Origin of the sequence: Bacillus sp. SA1-12 (genome assembly GCF_000981385.1) — a bacterium.
GTDB lineage: Bacteria > Bacillota > Bacilli > Bacillales > Bacillaceae > Metabacillus.
Map to the genome: position 1 here is coordinate 211,004 of NZ_LATZ01000005.1, position 19,819 is coordinate 230,822.

The 19,819-nt window shown below is 39.7% G+C and carries 15 protein-coding genes, 1 riboswitch and 1 other annotated feature; of the genes, 5 read left to right on the forward strand and 10 right to left on the reverse strand.

The features are described 5' to 3' along the window. Positions 1-59: 59 nt before the first annotated feature. The 3 genes from WQ54_RS05475 to WQ54_RS05485 form a co-directional block, all read right to left on the reverse strand. The gene (locus WQ54_RS05475) at positions 60-1,028 is read right to left on the reverse strand and encodes a cell wall-binding repeat-containing protein (protein ID WP_052737680.1); all 969 of its coding nucleotides are present in this window, start codon (positions 1,026-1,028) and stop codon (positions 60-62) included. Between the two features lie 178 nt (positions 1,029-1,206). Next, complete coding sequence (locus WQ54_RS05480; RefSeq protein ID WP_046513154.1) at positions 1,207-2,532, reverse strand: short-chain fatty acid transporter; 1,326 nt, start codon at positions 2,530-2,532, stop codon at positions 1,207-1,209. A gap of 854 nt (positions 2,533-3,386) precedes the next feature. Further along, positions 3,387-4,682, reverse strand: coding sequence for a Gfo/Idh/MocA family protein (locus WQ54_RS05485; protein ID WP_046513286.1), 1,296 nt, complete (start codon positions 4,680-4,682; stop codon positions 3,387-3,389). 722 nt (positions 4,683-5,404) lie between these two features. Between WQ54_RS05485 and WQ54_RS05490 the strand changes: the two genes are divergently transcribed. Further along, positions 5,405-7,453 carry an alkaline phosphatase family protein gene (locus WQ54_RS05490; protein WP_046513156.1) on the forward strand — a complete coding sequence of 683 codons (2,049 nt, stop codon included), beginning with the start codon at positions 5,405-5,407 and terminating at the stop codon, positions 7,451-7,453. Between the two features lie 221 nt (positions 7,454-7,674). Here WQ54_RS05490 and WQ54_RS05495 read toward each other — a convergent pair whose 3' ends face one another. After that, positions 7,675-8,571 (reverse strand): ROK family protein, encoded by an 897-nt coding sequence (locus WQ54_RS05495; RefSeq protein ID WP_046513161.1) that lies wholly within the window; start codon positions 8,569-8,571, stop codon positions 7,675-7,677. Between the two features lie 290 nt (positions 8,572-8,861). On the opposite strand from WQ54_RS05495, the gene WQ54_RS05500 reads away from it, so the two are divergent. Continuing rightward, on the forward strand, positions 8,862-9,356 hold the full coding sequence (locus WQ54_RS05500; RefSeq protein WP_046513164.1) for a hypothetical protein: 495 nt from the start codon (positions 8,862-8,864) through the stop codon (positions 9,354-9,356). A gap of 143 nt (positions 9,357-9,499) precedes the next feature. Here WQ54_RS05500 and WQ54_RS05505 read toward each other — a convergent pair whose 3' ends face one another. Then, positions 9,500-11,047, reverse strand: a complete 1,548-nt coding sequence (locus tag WQ54_RS05505; protein WP_046513166.1) for an MFS transporter — start codon at positions 11,045-11,047, stop codon at positions 9,500-9,502. Positions 11,048-11,885: 838 nt separating this feature from the next. On the opposite strand from WQ54_RS05505, the gene WQ54_RS33420 reads away from it, so the two are divergent. Then, positions 11,886-12,233, forward strand: coding sequence for a hypothetical protein (locus WQ54_RS33420; RefSeq protein ID WP_046513169.1), 348 nt, complete (start codon positions 11,886-11,888; stop codon positions 12,231-12,233). Between the two features lie 103 nt (positions 12,234-12,336). Here the strand turns inward: WQ54_RS33420 and tyrS are convergent, their stop codons facing one another. After that, positions 12,337-13,581 (reverse strand): tyrosine--tRNA ligase, encoded by a 1,245-nt coding sequence (gene tyrS / locus WQ54_RS05515; protein WP_046513171.1) that lies wholly within the window; start codon positions 13,579-13,581, stop codon positions 12,337-12,339. A 43-nt stretch (positions 13,582-13,624) separates the two neighbouring features. Next, positions 13,625-13,841, reverse strand: a binding site (T-box leader). Positions 13,842-13,851: 10 nt separating this feature from the next. Next, positions 13,852-14,388 carry a MarR family transcriptional regulator gene (locus WQ54_RS05520; RefSeq protein WP_269431550.1) on the reverse strand — a complete coding sequence of 179 codons (537 nt, stop codon included), beginning with the start codon at positions 14,386-14,388 and terminating at the stop codon, positions 13,852-13,854. A 163-nt stretch (positions 14,389-14,551) separates the two neighbouring features. Between WQ54_RS05520 and WQ54_RS05525 the strand changes: the two genes are divergently transcribed. Continuing rightward, positions 14,552-15,457 (forward strand): nuclease-related domain-containing protein, encoded by a 906-nt coding sequence (locus WQ54_RS05525; RefSeq protein ID WP_046513177.1) that lies wholly within the window; start codon positions 14,552-14,554, stop codon positions 15,455-15,457. Positions 15,458-15,898: 441 nt separating this feature from the next. On the opposite strand, the gene WQ54_RS05530 is transcribed toward WQ54_RS05525, so the two are convergent. Beyond that, complete coding sequence (locus WQ54_RS05530; protein WP_046513179.1) at positions 15,899-16,933, reverse strand: DUF3231 family protein; 1,035 nt, start codon at positions 16,931-16,933, stop codon at positions 15,899-15,901. 160 nt (positions 16,934-17,093) lie between these two features. Continuing rightward, a riboswitch (cyclic di-GMP riboswitch) is annotated at positions 17,094-17,177 on the forward strand. A 23-nt stretch (positions 17,178-17,200) separates the two neighbouring features. On the opposite strand from WQ54_RS05530, the gene WQ54_RS35210 reads away from it, so the two are divergent. After that, positions 17,201-17,332 carry a hypothetical protein gene (locus tag WQ54_RS35210; RefSeq protein WP_269431551.1) on the forward strand — a complete coding sequence of 44 codons (132 nt, stop codon included), beginning with the start codon at positions 17,201-17,203 and terminating at the stop codon, positions 17,330-17,332. Positions 17,333-17,402: 70 nt separating this feature from the next. Here WQ54_RS35210 and WQ54_RS05535 read toward each other — a convergent pair whose 3' ends face one another. Further along, the gene (locus tag WQ54_RS05535; protein ID WP_046513182.1) at positions 17,403-18,503 is read right to left on the reverse strand and encodes a GNAT family N-acetyltransferase; all 1,101 of its coding nucleotides are present in this window, start codon (positions 18,501-18,503) and stop codon (positions 17,403-17,405) included. A gap of 2 nt (positions 18,504-18,505) precedes the next feature. Then, the gene (locus tag WQ54_RS05540; protein WP_046513186.1) at positions 18,506-19,663 is read right to left on the reverse strand and encodes an MFS transporter; all 1,158 of its coding nucleotides are present in this window, start codon (positions 19,661-19,663) and stop codon (positions 18,506-18,508) included. Positions 19,664-19,819 lie beyond the last annotated feature (156 nt).

Sequence of the window (19,819 nt, forward strand, 5' to 3'; positions counted from 1 at the left end):
GCTGCCACATCACTTGAGATGCGGCAGCCCTTTTTGTTAATTTAATTCAAGACAAGTGATTATTCAAACAATGCTTTGACAGCACTGTCAGGAAGTGCCTGTTGCCCACCAACGATTTGATATTCTGAAGCCAAATCAGCATATTCTTGGATAACAGCTTTTGTGGAAGTCTTTGGACCGTTAGGATCTGTTAAGATAACGCCATTAACCCACCCTGCTGCCAGCACAGATGCTGAAAGGGCATCAGGATAGTTTTGTCCAGTTGCGATAAATGGAAAATCCATATCAAGCAGTCCCTCTTCAGCAAAATAGGAAATAACCGCAGCGTTGGTATTATATCGGTTTGCACCGCTCAGTCTCATAGGATCTGGCAGCTCATTCATGACATTCTCAGAGATAACGCCACTTCCGCCGACGACGATAGAACCAATAAATGAATCCTGAGAATCAATATAGGTTGCAACCGATCCTGGAAGCGCCTCTTTCCTTGTTAGCAGGATTGGCGTCTCCATTAGTGCAGCCATTGGCGCAATGGAAAGAGCATCAGGAAAGCTTTGACCTGCTGCAACCACAACATCAGTAGCTTGACCTATCTTCTTTGCGATGTTTACGGATGTTTCATAGCGGTCCTTTCCGCTAATTCTAGTAACAGTAATCCCTAAACCGTTAAGCTGTTTTACTACATTTTCCGAAATAACAGAAGCTCCGCCAATAAGGAATACTTTGCTTACTTCTAAGCGTTCTAATTCTTCCGCTACACTGCCTGGAAGAGAGTTTGTTCCTGTTAACAGCAATGGAGCATCATATTTATATGCTAAAGGAGTTGCACTAAGAGCATCTGGGAAATCAACGCCTGTTGCAATAACAGCTACATCTGATGAATACCAGCCCTCTTCTGATAGTTTAACTGATGTTTCATAACGATTTTCCCCGGAAATTCGGTTTGTAGCCGGCTCCTCTGCTGCAAATGCTTGTCCAAACGGCAGGCCAAGCGCTAACAATAATGATAAAGCAATTGATTTTTTCATATTATCCCCCTAAAATGTTTATCAAAATCTATTAAATTATACATCCGAACATCGTAAATTGTTAGTCTTTTTTACCCATTTAATGGTATTTTAGGACGACAAATTTTTCGACATACAATCGACAAAAGTTGGATTCATCGTTTTTAGTTCATTACTTCATCAAAATTTAACCACTGGATTATAAAAAGTAAAAGACGGCTGAAATAAAGATCCCCGTAATTAACATAATAATCAAACCATAGCCCATGATATCTTTTGCTTTTAAACCCGCAATAGCTAAAGCCGGCAAAGCATAAAACGGTTGAATCATATTCGTCCACGCATCTCCCCAGGCAACAGCCATTGCTGTTTTTGGTAAAGAAACGCCCAGTGTTTGAGCTGCCTCTAGCATAACAGGTGCTTGAACAGCCCATTGCCCTCCGCCTGAAGGCACGAAAAAGTTGACAAGTCCTGCACTCCATAACGTAAACATGTGAAAGGTATTTTCATTTGAAATGGAGATAAACGCATTCGATAATATCCCAGCCAATCCTGAAGCAGTTACAATTCCCATTAAACCGGCGTAAAATGGAAACTGAATAATAATTCCGCTCGCACTTTTAACTGAACTCGCGATTGCTTCAAGAAACAGCTTTGGTGTTTTATGCAAGATGATGCCAATAAAGAGAAATAGAAAATTAACGATATTAAGATTAATAGCAAATCCATTAGTCACGATGTAATATCCTAAAAAAGAAAGACCTAATAAACCAATAAGCAAGGATAGAAGCTTACTATTTTCCAAGCGGTCAGCAGGTGTCATGTCAATCGCCTCAACTGTTCCTGCTTGCAGATCATCCGCTGCTTCTAATAGTTTAGGATCGATGATAAAAGCTTGTTCTTTTGGCGGAATCATAAATCGATTAATAATGGGCACTAAAATCACTAACCCGATGACAACAATGAGGTTGAATGGTGAAAAAAGCGTTTCACTTGTTGGAACAACCCCTATAAGGTTTTCTGTAAAATGACCTGGCGTGGCAATGGTTAATGCCACGGATGAAGAAAGGCCCCCGCTCCAGATAATAAACCCGCTGTATGCGCTCGCAATTAACAATCGATAGTCTACACCCTCCACCTTTTTCGCAATCTCTTTTGCAAACAGCGCTCCAATAATGAGACCAAATCCCCAGTTGATCCAGCATGCAATAAGAGCGACAAGAGTAACAAGGATAATCGCTTGGCCTGGTGACTGTGGAACATTGGCTAAGTTACCTAATAACCTCTTAAAAAATGGACTACTTGCCATAACATGACCTGTTACAACAATTAAAACCATTTGCATGGAGAACTCTAATAGGTTCCAGAAACCGTCTCCCCAATATCCCAAAATCTGAACAGGCGTGTTATCCGTCAAAAAAATAGCAAGACCAATCACAAAAAAAGTAAGCACAATGACAAGTAAAAACGGGTCAGGCATATACCTCTGCATCAATTTGTTCGAAAATGAAATCATTGCCTTCAAAACATTCTCCCCCTATTGTTATGGCAAATATTTTATGAAGAACTCCTTACATAATTACCTGATATGATCGCTATCTATCTTTACCACCAGTCATAGCCTGCGCTAAAAAAGAGATTCTTGGTATTCGCAAAGATCAAAGCTACGAATGCCTTTGATTGTTTATGTAAATGATGAGCATACACTGCTCATAAATTCCTCCTTTTTTAAGTAGATTCAACATAAGATAGCGCTTACAAAATAAAGAGATATAAACTAGGGCCTTTAAAGCTATAAAGTGAGGACATGTCGGATCTTTACGGGCAGTCATCCCCCACTTAGCATATTAGCATAAACTAAAATCTTGAAATGGAGGTCACTGCCCGTAAAGCTTAGGATAAAACGGTAAATCGAGCTACTAATTAAAAGTTTAATGCCTTCTATTCCATAAGTAAAATAAATAAAAAGAATAATATTTATGAAAAATTGGAATAAGACAGGGGATTTGTTAACTGGAGTGGGTAGCTAATTGAAGACATTGTATAGAATTTTACACGATCCTCTGGGCCTTGCGGGCTAGTTCCTTAGTTTTGTTCTTGAGAAGCATTCTATGAGACTTTTCTTCATTTCTCTTACCTGGTTTTGTCCCTGAGAGATCTTCTACGAGACTTTTCCTCATCTATCTTACTAAGTTTTGTCTTTGAGAGACCTTCTATCAGACTTTTCCCCATCTCTCTTACCAAGTTTTGTCCCTGAGAAGCCTTCTATAAGACATTGCCCCCTCTGAATTCACCGGTTGTGTCTTTAACCCCAAGCAAAAGCCCTCACCTGTCATTTAGTGAGGGCTTTTGTTCAATTGAGGACTGTCCCCAAATCGATTATGAAGTTGTTACTTGTTGTCCCATTAGCAAAGCCTCGATTGAGATTGGCCTTTTTTCTTTGACAGACCGCCAAACAGCTTCACCTGTTGTTACCGCATAAGCACCATCCGCACTTCCAGAAAGAATGCGATATGGTCTTGCCGGGTCTTCTCCAAGGAAGATGTCCTCTTGAATAACTGGGTCGCCGCCGCCGTGGCCGCCATCTCGTTTTACCACGTGGATCGTTTCCTTAGAGCCGAATAGCGGGTAGTAGTCGATGGTCTGCTCAGGAACCGGGAACGGTACACGGGATGGGGCATGGTATTCTGTTGTTTCGATACGGCCTTTTGTTCCATTGATCGCCAGGCGATATCCTTCATATGGCAGTGAAAAGTTAATCGAATAGCTTAATAAAGCGCCTTTGTCATATTTCACTGTTGCCGTGTACGTATCCTCGATTTCAATTTCCGAATCAAAGATACATTGGTCTGGACGGTAATTTGTATAGCTATTCTTGCGACGTGCATCGGAATCGATATGATCATCCTGGACGTTGGCTGTATTGCTTCTTGTATTCCATCTTGTATAGTAGGAGCATTCCTGCTTTACTGTGCATGTCACACAATGTCTGCCATCCTCTTCTCTTGGATTATGTTCACTTTCATTTCCATAGTAATTAAGCGCTCCAAAAGAAAAAACTTCTACAGGCTTTTGATCAAGCCACCAGTTAATTAAATCAAAATGATGGGAGCTTTTGTGTATCGAGAGGCCGCCTGAAAACGCCCTGTTTCTGTTCCAGCGTTGAAAATAGCTGGAGCCGTGATACGTATCGATATACCAATTCAGATCAACCGATGTGACACGGCCGATTTTCCCTTCAAGGATGAGCTCCTTTATTTTTGTGTGGAAAGGACTGTAACGGTAATTAAAGGTAACCGTAACTCGCCCTTTGCTTTTTGCTTCGGCATCCATGATTCGTTTGGAATCGGCTGCTGTTGTTGTCATTGGTTTTTCTGTGATGACGTCAAGGTCATGCTCTAATGCTTTGATAATATAGTCAGCATGTGTATCGTCTCTACCTGTAACAATGATCACATCCGGCTGTGTTTCTGCAACCAGTTTTTCAAATTCATCCTCTGCATATTCTGGTACATGGTCGACTTGCGGAAACTCTGTCTTGCATACCTCAAATCGCTTTGGATCCTTGTCTAGTAACGCCACTAATCGGCTTGTGTTAGCAAATTTTTTAAGCATCGGGTTAATAAACATGTCATTTGCCCGTTTACTTACCCCGCATACTGCATATTTTTTCATAGCTTCCACCCCATTTATTAAAAATTTTGGCAGCAGTCCTCGCATAAGGTCAAGACCAAACGCCCCTCCGCCATGCAAATCATGATCACGTATTTGGAGCTTTCGGTATTGCTCATATCGCCCATCTTTATTCCGAAAAATTGTCTAGCATCACGAACAAACCAACATCATTTAAAGGTCATCTTCTCTAATAGCCATCAATAACTTAGATTACACATCCCCTGTATCGCCAGGCAATATGAGCATTATTTATTGCCCGGGCAATGGGCAAGTAACTGAAAAATTTGCAAAAGGTATTGCTGCTATCCAATGTTTACCTTAAAAGTTAATCGTGATCATTCTGATAAATTGAATGATTTATCCTTTCCCCCAGAGACTTCTCCCCCTTTGAATGAAAAGCAATAAATAATGAAAGCGTTTTATACATATTAAAATATCTTTCTAGATACGACAATGAAAAATTCAGTCATTGATGTATACAAAACAGTGGTTTTTAAAACATTGGATGGTGGAACATCATTTGGAGGGATAAATGGGGATGTTTAAATCACTTACCCTAAAACAACATAAAACAATATATTTTTAAATTAAAAATGACTATTCGTATTGTTTATTGTGTTTTTTTACCAACATTTAATGATAATTTACATTAATCCACTTCAATTTTTACATTTCCTCCCTACAATTGACATGTCAAAACATTAAATTTGGAGGGAAAATGAATGAAATCTAACCTGTTAAAAAAAGTAGTCGTAGGTACAACTCTTACAATGGCCATGTCGTTTGCAGCAACTGGTACAGATATCCCGTACAATGTTTTATCCCACCCTATGTCAACGGTTGCATATGCTAGTGAAGAAACCGTTCTCAACTTACCATTCGACAACAATGCGAATGATAGCTCTGCCAGCGCTGTAACCACCTCGGTTTTCGGCAATCCGGAATTTGTTCAGGGACGTATCGAACAAGCCATCCGTTTTAAATCCCCGGGACAATATGTGGACCTTGGCAATCGTGACGAGTTCCGATTTGGTGAAAGTACTGATTTTTCTGTTGCCTTTTGGATCAAATCAGAAGGAATCAGTGGTGACCCATCGATCATTTCAAATAAGAACTGGAACTCTGGTAGCAACACCGGCTGGATTTTAGCGTTAAACGGTTCAGGTAATCTTATATGGAATTACAAAACATCTCAAAGCAGCAGGCTGGATTACCACATGCCGAATGTAGCAGATAATTACTGGCATCATATCGTTGTTACACATGATCGAAATAATGGAAGCGCCCGCTTTTATAAAGATGGAAGCCTGGTGAAAACAGTCGATATCTCTGGAATGAAAGGAACGCTCGATTCCTCCTATACAACGAAAATTGGTCAGGATGGTACAGGAAAATATGGTTCAACTCTGACTGCACAGATTGATGACATGCAGATTTATCGTAATGTCTTGAGCGAAACCGAAGTCCGAGCGATGTACGATAGTGCTCCTCCGCTTCCACCGACTCCAGTTGAATCCGTCTCATTGGATCAGACAGAACTCAACTTGAAATCAGGTGCACCTATGCCGCTAACGGTCACTGTTTCCCCAATAGATGCGACGGATAAAAAGGTGGAATGGATCTCCAGTGATGAAGAGGTCGCAAAGGTGGAAATGATCAACGAACGGCCAACGGTTATTGCTGGAAAGCCTGGCGACGCAACAATCACCGTTAAATCCATTGATGGTGGTAAAACAGCGACAGTCAAGGTACATGTTTCGAATTCTATCGATGTATCAGGAGATGGGTTGCTAACGAAAGAGGATCTGAACCTCGTCTTGAAAAATCAGAATAGCCACGAAGGTGACAACCGTTGGAAGCGAGCTCAAAAAGCGGATATTAATGATGACAAAAAAGTCGATCACACTGATGCACAGCTTATGAAAGAGAAGCTGGCTCCTTATAAAAATGATTTTCTATACAAGCGCGTTGTATTTATTGGAATTGATGGAGCTGGGAATGGGGTAAAAGACCCGCAAGCAAACGCAACAAATATACAAAAGCTAATGAGTGAAGGCGCTGGAACATATGAAGCAAAAGCAATGATGCCGACGATTAGCGGACAAAACTGGGGATCCATGCTGCATGGGGTTGTCCCTTCAACACATGGTCTAAACAACGGAAATGTAGATAAACCTTATCCTGAAAAGAATCCTTATCCATCTTATATGAAATTGCTGAAACAAGAGCGCCCTATGCTTAATCAAGCTTCCTTTACTACATGGTCTCCGATCAACAAAGGAATTATTGAAGATTCTGCAGGTGCTTATAAAGTAAATGGCGGTAACGATACTAATACGACACAAAAAACGGTTGACTATATCAAAGCAGAAGGTAAGAACAGCCGTCATATTTTTGTCCATTTGGATGAAGTGGATGGTGCAGGTCACAACTATGGCTATGGCAGCCAGAAATGGTATGAGGCTTTACAAAAAGCTGATCAGCATGTTGGGCAAATAGTCCAAGCTTTAGAAGAAGAAGAACTGATGGAGGATACTCTGCTTATCGTTACAACAGATCATGGCGGAAAAGGTACTGGTCATGGTGGTTCCTCCCCAGAAGAACAGACCATTTTCTGGACGGCCAAAGGAAAGTCGATTACTCCTGGCACCGTGTTGTCTGATGTAGAAAACATGGATACTGCTGCCGTTGCAGCCCATGCTCTGCGTCTGGATCTTCCAGAAAATTGGGATGCTAAAATCCCGGCAGGACTGTTCCAAGACAAAAAATAACAGATGAAAAACAGGAACCATTTTTCTTTTCAAAGAAAATGGTTCCTGTTTTTGTTTTTCCTACACTGAATCTTGCAGCTTCGAAAGGGTGAAACTGAATACCTGAGGTTATTCTAGCAACCTTCGATCTGATTAGAAGTTTTTGAGATTGATGTTGCTCATGTATTCCTTACTATCAATATGAGAGAGAGGCAGATCTCTCCCTCCCACTTTCATAGTTGTCATCCTCTTGGCAAAAGCCCTGCACCGATAAGCCCGGCCTTTTGATCAAGTAAGGCTGGTCTTAAAATGAAAGAATCTCTTAAGCTCGGATACAAATACTGCTTTGTTTTCTCAATTAACGGTTCTAGGATGAGATTCTTGGATTTCATCACACCGCCGCCGATCACAAGCACTTCTGGATTTACCGTATGAACGATATTCGCCAAGCCGATCGCAAGGTAGTTAATCGTTTCGTCTAGAATTTCCTGGGCCGACTTGTCACCTTGCTCAGCCAGCTGGAAGACACCCTGGGCACCGCTTGTTATGCCTAAGCGCTCTTGTCCGATTCGGCCGATCGCTGTACCGCTTGCCAGCCCTTCTAATGCCCCCCTGTTTAAGCCCGGGCCTTGGTAGGCATTCGGATCAGGGTTAACAATCATATTGCCGATCTCACCGCAATTGCCCTGGGCACCTGACACAACCTGGCCGCCTATGACATAACCGCCGCCAACACCGGTGCTAACTGTAATGAAAAAGACACTGCCCGCTCCCTTTCCTGCGCCAAGAGTCGCTTCTGCAAGAGCTGCTGCATTTGCGTCATTTTCCAATTTAACAGGCAGCCCCGTTTTTTCTTCAAGGATTTTTACTAGCGGGACATTCACCCAGCCTGGAAGATTTGGCGGTTCAATGATGATTCCTTCATGGGGATTGAGCGGTCCCGGAGAGCCGATGCCCACTGCTTTTATCTCATAGTTCGCTTTTAACTGGCCGATGACTTCCGCCATATTGTTTATCGCAAATTCCGGCCCCTTTTCCGCCTCCGTTGGACGGCTATACTCCTCAATGATTTCTCCCTGCTCATTAAAAAGGCCAATGCGCAGGTTCGTGCCGCCTAGATCGATTCCGATTGTATACATAGTCTGTTTCCTCCCTTTGTGGGGACTGCCCCCCACTTCCTTTTCTATCATTTAGTTTAGCAGGATCATAGAATATTGAAAGCGTTTTTTTGTTTGACTGGTGGATTTTTAATCGTGCAGTTATTCAAGGGAGAATAAAAAAATAAGTAAATGAAGAGTTAGTAACATAAATTATGGTCAATACTATTTCATATCCGGGAGACAACTCAAATGCTTATATAGACTCCGTTTCCTTTGAAGTAGCTAAACTTCTTTTTTAAACAACACAAACTATAAAGAGGGATTTAGTAATGAAACCTAATTTTGACATCATGAGCAAGGGGCTCTGGTACCCGATCACTCTTAGTCTGATTCTATTCGTTATCATATTGGTCATGCCAAAGAGATTAAGCAAACAAGAAATCTATACTACGTTTGGTATTATTGGATACATCGTTTGGACAGTGGATATGACATTAGGTGATCCGCTTGACTTTTTTAATGTAGGAAGCGGAAAAGTGACCGCAGTGCCAGAACTGTTTCTGTATGGCATCATTCCAGGATTAATCGCCATTATATTTATCAATTATTATAATGAAGATAAAAAATGGACCTATATCATTGCTTTTACGCTCATCTCGTATTTATTAAATTGGCTGGCCGTAAAGGTTGGCATCATGAAATTGAATAACTGGCAAACATGGTATGCGATTCCGATCTTTTTTGTTGTGTATGCATTTGTATTGCCCTGGCATTTAAAATTTATAAAAAAGAAAACATATTGGAATACAAAGAACTCACATTAATGTTCTTGTGTGAAAACATCTTCTTTGCGTTAGAAAAGAAAAGAGGATCTCCTGTCAAAGATCCTCTTTCCCTTCTTATTTCGGTTTACTGCCAACCGCGCAGGTAAACCCTTTCAATCAATTCTTCGGAAAACCCTTAAAATTTAACTTGTCTTTATCTTTCTTTCATCTCCAAGGTTTTTAAAGTTCACTTTATTTTTATATCCAACAGGATTGTTACCCCATAATTGCATCGATTTCCAGCCTGTTAACTGCTCGACCACTGAACGAGTCTTGCTGTCCATATTATTCAACGCTCCGCCAGCTTTTAGACGATCAATTTCATTTAACAAAATCGTATGTGATTCCTTTGTTAATTTGTATCGATACGAGATGAATAAGCCAACAAGAAGGAAGAGCAATGTTCCAATTGTAAGAATCGCCATAATGGCATTCAGCGCCGATTGTGATTGAGCTGTTTCACCTGACACAAATCCTGCTTGTTCCAAAATAACACCCACAAGGAAGATCGCAAGTGCCTGTGATGCTTTGCGGATAAAGGTCATCATGCCGGCAAACACGCCTTCTCTTCTTTGACCGGTTAGGACTTCATCAATATCTGGAATAAAGGAATAGTTATTCCATGGGATGTAATTTAAACCTCCCCGGCCAAGTCCTGCAACACCGATTAAGATAAATAGCATCACCATTAAATTGGAAGGATTCGCGTAATATACGGTTAAATAACCAATAACTCCTGCCATAAAGAGCAAAATGGCCACCCGGTAAGCCGGAGCAGGATTTAATTTGATGGTGATCGACATGGCTAACCAGACACCAAGAATTTGCAATAAATACATGACCGTCATCAAGTTGGATGCAACAATGGCATCTTGAGCGAGTGAAAAAATAATAAAATACGTAAATACAGCGTTAAAGACATCCTGACTTAAATAGGCACCTAAATACATCCCTAAGTGCTGTCTGAAGGTTCTGACTCTTAATGTCGATAATAAATCGACATAGACCTTTTTCACGTTTTCAAGGAATGGAAGCTTTTCCTCATCTCCCTCTTCACGCAAAATATCTTCCAAAGGTCTCTCCCAAGTAAATTTATAAACAAATGCTAATACACAAATAAAGATAACGGTAAAGATTCCGCCAGTGTAAAGGAACGTTGCTGGATCATCTTTGCCAAGCGCCTCAACTAATCTGCCAGGAATAAATGCAGCAAAAACCGCAGATAACTGAGCGGTAAACATACGAGCACCAGTAAATCTTGAGCGTTTCTTATAGTCTGATGTCATCTCTGCAGCTAATGTTTCATATGGGATTAACACCATTGTATAAACGATCTCAAATACAATATAGGTGAGTAAATAATACCAATAGCTCATCCCGCTGACCCAAATAAAGGTATAACTAATCACTAAAGGAATTGAAATTAATAAGAAAAACCTTCTTCTGCCAAATTTTCTGCCTAATTTGGTTTTATGAAAATTATCGGTTATGTACCCCATAACAGGTGCTGCAATAGCATCGACAAAACGCGCAATCGCAAAAATCGAACCAGCCTGAACAGGTGTCAACCCGCAGAAAGTCGTATAAAAATAGAGCAACCAAGCTGCTGTTAACGCAAAAGCACCTGCACCCAGGAAATCAGTAGACCCGTATGCAACATAGTTTACTAACTTAATTTTTCTATCCTTCATTTCCAAAACCTCCTCATACCCCTTTATTAAAAACGTTTTCAAAAAGAGGTAACCTTATCTGTTTTTTGTTCGTTTTCCTTTTTGTTACGTCATATTTAATGATTGTCTGTAAAAATGAAATGCGAATCACACTGTATTTTACTTTAAGAGAACGATTCCATAAGGTATCGATTCCACAAACAAATGGACAAGCTAAACCGCTTTCAAGTCGGTGTATGATTAGATGGATAGGAAATACCTAAAGTGCTGCTTCACATCTACAATTTTTACCCTCGTCTATCTATGAAGCTGCAACTCTGTTTTACTTTATGTCTTACATGTTGTAACACATACTCTACCATTTGAAAAGCCTTTCATTTTTCACTAGAGTTGTTTCATTATCGTTACATAAAAGTAGACATTCTCTTACCTAAGGCTGCGCTCGTTTAGACTTAACACAAAACGTTTATATTTTTCTGTTTAAATCCATTTATGTTTGTTTATTTCCCTTTTTGTTTTTGATTATACTGATGATAGCGATTTAGGTCAATGGTTTCTATTGAATTTTTTATAAATATTTAGACATTCGCAATTCAGACTTCCAACCAAGGATAAAAGTGAACAAAACCGAACACAAATGTCCGTAATACTGATTCCTAAATAATAGAGTTGCCCTAACAACCCTCATACTCTATCAAATTTATTTACGTTTTTAGCGGAAAAAATCCCCATTAGTTAAATACCTAAATTCAGGCTTATCTCCTAGGCGAAAACCCATAATTATTCATACTTTTAGCATATAGTGTAATTGTTTAGAACAGATTCCTAAAATCTTTTTACTTAAAAAGGAGTGTTTTTATTGTATTACTACGATCATCCTGAAATGAATCTCGACGATCTAAATCAAATTGAAGACCTTGATAGACAACAGCCGTTAGGACAGCAGTTTGGGCAGCCAATGGGAGGACAGGGTTACGGACAAGGATACGGACAGGGTTACTATCCTCCTCGACCTCGTTGTCGTTGGGTTCGTGAATGCAGATGGGTTTACCGTTGCGGCCCTGGCGGCGGTTACGGCGGTGGTCCTGGTGGCGGCTTTGGCGGCGGTTATGGCGGCGGCCCTGGCGGCGGCTACGGCGGCGGTTATGGCGGCGGCCCTGGTGGCGGTTACGGCGGCGGTTATGGCGGCTTTGGCGGCAACGATTAATATTGTTTTAACGGAGAAGTTAAATAAACAGAAATGCTCCACAGTACGGAAATGTCCAACACGAAAAAGGATCTTCATGAAGATCCTTTTTCGTGTTTATTCTCTACATCTTTATTTTCACAAATTTCCGCTTCCCTACCTGTACGATTAAATCATTTGCAACGGTAACCATTAGTTTTGTATCCTCTACCTTGTTACCATTTAATTGAACCCCCCTATTTTCAATCATTCTCCGCGCTTCGCTTTTTGATGTGAACATGTTTAAGGAAATAAGCAAGTCAATGATTGATGTTTCATTCGTTCCTTTCCATTCAGCCACCGGCATCTCATCGGGTAATGTCCTTTGTTGAAAGACGGATACAAAATGCTGTTCTGCTTTTTCTGCAGCTTCTTGACCATGGTACATACGGACGATTGTTTTGCTTAGAACCATTTTCGCATCTCTAGGATGCAGTTTTCCTGTATTTAATTCTTCTTCAATGGTTTGAATTTGCTTGGGTGTACAATCTGTTACCAATTCAAAGTATTTCATCATTAATTCGTCTGGAATGGACATTGCTTTACCGTACATCTCTTGCGGGCTTTCGTCGATGCCAATGTAATTTTTCTTTGATTTTGACATTTTCTCTACACCGTCGAGTCCCTCTAGTAAGGGCATTAAAAGTGCAACTTGCTTTTCTTTTCCGAATTTCTCTTGAAAATGCCGTCCCATCAAGATGTTAAAATGCTGATCTGTCCCGCCAAGCTCAATATCACATTCCAATTCAACCGAATCATACCCTTGCATTAACGGGTAGAAAAATTCATGCAGCGAAATCGGTTTTCCGAATGCAATACGTTCTTCAAAGTCATCCCTTTCTAAAAGTCTGGCAACGGTTATTTTTCCCGCTAATTGAATAACATCCTCAAAATTCAACTTAGACAGCCACTTAGAATTGTAATGCAGCTCAACTTTTGACATATCGATAATCTTTGAAAATTGTTCAAAGTAGGTCTTAGCATTGTGCTGAACCTCTTCATCCGTTAATTGCTTTCTCGCAACGGACTTTCCTGTCGGATCACCAATTTTCCCTGTAAAGTCACCGATTATCAGTTGAATAATATGGCCATTTTCTTGAAATTGCCTTAACTTATTTAACACAACCGTATGACCGAGATGTACATCTGGAGCTGATGGGTCTAAGCCAAGCTTTATTTTTAATGGCCGGTTTTCAAGCAAGGATGCTGCTACTTTCTTTTCTAATTCTTCACTTGGAATGATTTCCTGTACACCTTGGCTGTAAATCGCCATTTGCCTTTGGACTTCACTTCGCTGTTCATCGGTTAATCGTTCTAGTAAACTGCTCATTATATTCCCTCCTAAAAATAAATACAAAAAAACCACATCCCGAAAAAGGGACGTGGTTAAACTTTTACACGCGGTACCACCCTTATTGAAGAATATGATTCTTCCGCTCTACGATTAACGGTCAACCCGTTCCTTGCGGCAATTCGCAAAGAAAGCTCAAGGCGTGTATTTCGTGTTATCTTTGTGTCGATTCACACCATCCATCGACTCTCTGATTACAGGGAGATAACAACTACTTGTTTTCCTCTCTACGCTTTTATCCTTATGAAATTAAAACTGATTTTCTCTAATGACTCTTCTTAGCAATGCTGCCATGCCTTTTTGCTCTTCAAGCGTCAAACCGGAGACAATCTCCGCTTCACCTTGATGAAACCTCGGATACAGCTCTTCCATTACCTGCTTGCCTTTGTCCGTTATCGTCACAAATGTGATTCTTCGGTCCCTGTTATCCACCTTTCGATAACACAATTCCTTTCGCTCCAGTGTATTCGTAATGTTACTCACTGTTGCTTTTGTTACACCGGCTGACTCGGCTAATTTTTTTGTTTCAACCGAATTCCAGATCCACAAATCATAAAGGATGGAAAAGGATGTCCAGGATAACCCGTATTCAACTAGCACTTCACGTTCCATCTTATTTCTTAAGCCTTGTGCGATCCGGTACATATTTGTCACAACGGCAATGGCATCTAGGTTTAGCGAGCTAATAGGCGTTTTCGTTAGAAGATTGATTGTATCGATCTCTTCGGGAAGCAACTCTCCCGCTTCGTTAAACGAATGGATGTTCATCACCTCGCGAATTTTCATAATCGTTAGCTATGAAACGATTTTAGCAGATGGACGTTTGAAATGCAATCATTTGCTTTTGGTGAAAATTACTTTTTAATATGAAATATTCACTTCAAATAGACACACCTTTATAATAAATGTGATAAAGTGGAAAATTTCACAAGATGAAAGGAAGTGGACTATGCCTTTTAAGGCTCGTACAGAATCTGTTGATTTACAAACTCTAAAGTCCTTACATACACGAATGAAATTGGCTGAAAATGAGAAACAGCATTATTTCAACCTTAAAAAGGGCTACGAGGGGGAGATTCTATTTGATTCATTGACGGATAATCTGCAGTGTGAATGCTTGATCTTAAATGATTTGCTGTTAAAACAAAATAACACCATCTTTCAAATTGACGCACTACTTATCATTTCAGAAACTGTCTATTTTTTTGAAGTAAAAAATTATGAAGGAGATTATTATTACGAATCTGATAAATTATACAAGAAATCTAAATCTGAACTTAATAATCCGCTAAACCAATTAAGTAGAAGCGAGACCATGCTGCGCCAGCTACTCCAAAGCCTTGGATTTCATTCTTCTGTTATTGCTTCGGTCGTTTTTATCAACCCCGAATTCACCTTATACCAAGCACCTCTCGACAAGCCATTTATTTTTCCATCTCAGATCAATCGCTATTTTAAAAATTTTAATAAGATAGATAAAAAGTTAAATAGAAAGGACAAAATGCTTGCAGAAAATTTACTCTCACTGCATATTAATGAGTCTCCTTTTAAGCTGTTACCGCATTATGATTATGATCAGCTGCGAAAAGGAATCACTTGTGCAGCATGCACTTCATTTTCAATTTCTATCGAGGGAAGAAAATGTGTTTGCAAGGAATGCGGTCATGAAGAAGTGGTTGCAACTGCCGTCATGCGGAGTGTGAAGGAATTTAAGCTTCTTTTTCCTGAACGAAAAATGACAACTAATGTCATTCAGGATTGGTGTAAGGTGGTGGAGTCTAAAAAGAGGATAAAAGAAATTCTAGAAAAGAACTATAAAAAGTCAGGGGCTCATAGATGTTCTTACTACGAATAAAAAAATTGAATTCCTTTTTACTCTTTATTCTTTAAAACTTTATATAGATCTTTTCCTGTTACTTACTCAGTTTGTCCTTCATATATTAAATGAAGGACTTTTCTCTTTAGCAATTGCTTTCCTTTAGCTCTCAGCGGCCTTATGAGAGACTTTTCCCTTGCTCTTTCACCTGCTTTTGGACTTCATAGGCCCTATCAAAGACTTTTCGCTTACTCTTTTACCTGCTTTTGGCCCTCATCGACCTTATGAAAGACTTTTCGCTCACTCTTTCACCTGCTTTTGGCCTCATCCACCTTATGAAGGCTCTTCTCACCTCAATTACTATCTTTTTACCCTTTTGAAAGTTCCAATAGCCACACCACTAAAAAAAGGGAGAATACTCTCCCTTACAATCAAAGGTTTATTCTCCTTGGTGCTCGTTCAATGGCCTTCTAATTAAACCTATTCCGATCTTAATTCCTCTCTATCTGCTGCATGCGGCGGTTTTTCAAACCAGCCTTTTTCAATCATTATTTTTGCTCCTTCATCTACATATAAGGAGGTATTGATTAATGACTTTGTATAAATCATGCCTATATCGTGTCTTCCGTTTACAGCTACTGAATTTCCGAATGCTCGGATTTTCATGGAGAACATATCGACTTTATGGAAGATCATCAGTTTGTCTGAGAAAGGAGCATTGGTCGATGTTGTGACTAAATGGTCAAGAAAGGACGGCGCAGGCAAGTTTTCATCCTGCAATTCCTCCATATAATTTTGAATAGTTTTCGTGGTAATCTCCATTCCTCTGATTAACCAATCCCTAATTTTGTTGGACTTTGCCACTTGGCTAAATGCCATGATTAATGCTCTGCTTGTGACGTTATTCTCGATATTGTCATAAAAATGGGCAATTTCTAATGCATGCAAAGGTCGCACATGGCCAAAGAAACCATTTAAAAAATCCTTATGAACAAATTCTGCTTTATCAGGAACTGGAATAAGTGGCGGTTTTATAATCAATCCTTTATTCATCAATAAATCCTTGATTTGTTCCATTAATTCCATCGTCTTATTCATACAAAAGAGATATAAGTCTCTTACATCCCTTCTGTAAACCAATGGAACCGCTACATTATAGAGGCTCATTCCCGCTTTAGCGGCATATTTCAAATAATGAACATAAAACGGATCTTCAAATAGCCGTGGTGCTCCAAGATTTACATCATTATCTGTAAAACCAATAGGGAGCGGAAAGTCCTCTTTCTCAAAAATGTCTGTGATGGCCTGGAAGATCTCCTCACTTAAGGCCAATGCGTGCTCTACTAGTGCTTTTATTTCCTCATCCTCTACATGCTGCAGGAAATACTTTAATACACATTTTGACATGCTGTTCCCCATATAAGTTGCCCAAAGCTTTCCCATTTCTGCTGATGTCAGCTTTTGGTTTAGATCTGCTCTACTTGAACTTAATTTCTTTGGTTTAATGGTTTTCATTGCCGTAACTCCATCTCATTTTTTTATAGTATTTTACTGGAGAGCAAATCTATTCTTTAAAAAGTAATGCTTTTTAACCAAAGGTCGTTTCCTATTAACGATAACGAACGATAAAATAGTTCAAAAGACCTATTAAAATCGACATAATTCAACCCGATCCTATAAATAACGGCAAAATCATTGAAAGGTGATGACGTAAAACTACAAGGTCCTCTGTCTTACGCAAAGCCAGCCAGCTACCATCAAGGATAAAAGGGGAAAATATTGATGTCAAAAGATCATTGGGCAACACCCGAGGAAATAGAAAGAATGAAAAAAAGAAACCGAACGATTTTATATGTTTCATTACCTGTGGCAACAGCCTTTTTAACTGCGATGTTGACGCTGTTGTTAAACTAAACATAACGAAAAGTGCCTGGTTAAAGTCAGGCACTTTTTTATTTTCGCGAAAGATCTCTGTTTGTGATAACTATACATAATTCAGTCCCGCTGTATATGGAAATGGAAGAGGAAAGACTCCTTGTGATTCTTTCTGCAACTCTTTATTTTTTTCGTTATTTGGTTCTGGATCAAATAAAACCGATATAAAATCGGCCTTAGTTAAAATGGCCTTATGAGTGCCTATGCCTACTTCAATCATCCCATCTTGGATACTTTTACATTGAATTGGTTCCTCCAGCTTCGTTTTTAAGAAAGGAGCAAGCTGTTTTACTAGACGTTCCGGGTCAATTATATAAATGGTTCCCTGGTTTTTTTCACTCTTAAATGGAGCATCATGCAATTCCTTTTGAAGTTCCTGATCATGCCATGGTATTGGAACTTCGATTTCCTCTAGTTCATATTTTTTTGCTGCATATGCTAATAATTGAGTGATTTCATTGGGATTGCCGGCCCACTCAATGGCAATGGATTTCCCGGTTTGATTTGGGATACCGAGGACTAAAAAGCTCGTGAGCTCTCCGTTTTCCTCCATAATTAATGTCTTGTGGGTTAACTTCAAGCAGCTTGCGAAGGCTTCAGCTTGTAACAGCGTTTGAAAATCACTGACACTTTGGTCATACCGAATTGGTCTTTGTTGTGCAAGATGAACCAAACTTAACAGGTCTCCTTCTCTCATTTCCCTAATGTTGTGATTATATTTCGCATTTTTTCCATTGACCAGATACCGTTTACTATTGCCGAAATAACAGCAATCTGCACGGGTATATAATGACCTGTCTCCTGATACAAGGAGCAATGCCGCATCAGTTGTTTTCAAGTACTGAAACACTTTGTCCAGAATTTGGCTGGCATATCCTTTATTCCGGTGCTCTTCCGCTGTGCAAACTGATCCTAACGAATAAATAGCTACCTTTGCTGTTCCTATCCTTATAAAGGCTGGCACAATTCCCATAAACGATACTAATTCACCCTCTGCGAATGCCCCAATGGATTGTTCGATGTTGCCCGGCGAAAACATCAATGGAAATGCATCTACCATTGATGTTTGTTCATCATCGCGAAACGTTTGGTTTGAGAGTGCAATTGCTGCCTCTCGATCCTGTTTTTGAAGCTGTCGAATTTCAACCATTTCTATACCTCCATTGAACTTTCTGCTGCCGTTTTTACTCTCTGATCCTTAGCCTTGATCCATAAAAATACAATGCTAAGCATAGCTAATAGGGCAGCTATTTTATACATAGATTCAATCGAATAACTTTTTAAGAGCCATCCTGCTAAAATATTGCCCACAAGCCCTCCAAATCCAAATGTCACGGCCCAATAAATGGTTTGACCTGTTGCACGGTAATCAGGGGGTGTAATAAAGTCCACATAGGCAACAGAAGCAAGACAGTGAATACTGAATGAAAGGCTCAATAGGATCTGTGACCATATTAATACATCTAACTGATCACTGTATCCTAAGATCAACCATCTGGCGGCATAGAATACCGTAGCGATTGATAAAAGCAGCGCATAGGAAAACTTCCGAATCAAATAACTTGAAATAGCAAAGAACGGGATTTCCAAAATTGACTTAATTAATAACGCAAGGCCTACAAGAGTAATAGTGGCGCCAAAACTTTCAAGGTGGATGGCATAAAAGGAATTGTTAGCAAAAACCGTCAGCTGCAATAAAAAATTGAATAGTAAAAAGGTAATAAATGATGGGTTCTTGAATAATCCGAGTGCTTCTTTCAAACGAAAATGCTTTTTGCTTCCTGTTTTCGCAGGAATGTTCATTGCTAGTAATAAAGTGATGATGAGAGAAAAAGTATAAAAATAAAACATCCAATCCAGCCCAACATAATCAAGAAGACGACCGATGGTTATCGCTCCAATTGCATAACCTAATGAACCGTAGAGTCTTATTTTCCCAAAATCATTTCGGTCCTCTAATATTCCTAAAGCAATACTATCAGCAATTGGTCCTGTGGCACTAACAAAGAAAGAATAGACAATGTTTAGAATGAGTAAATCTTGAAATGTCTCCATTTGCGGAAAAAACATTGCAGTTATGGCAGAGCCTACAATCGTAATCAATAATATCCATTTTGGTTTATTCCAAAAGTCAGTAAGCATCCCCCATACAGGCTGGGTCAAGACCATCACGAGGGGACCTACCGCAAATAGAGCTCCTATTTCCCCCGTAGTTAACCCAATCTGAGAATAATACAAATTTAAAAATTGCAATGAGGCAACACTTAAAGAAATACAAAAATAAATCGTCTTTAGTAGCCAGTATCTCATTCTTTTCATCCCTAACTTAAATATAAGAACTAATCGAGTAGGAGGGGGTGACTAACCCCCGACCTCTCACACCACCGTACGTACCGTTCGGTATACGGCGGTTCAATTAAGTTTGACGTAGAAATTCATATCTTTGATATAAACTTTTAAGCCCAC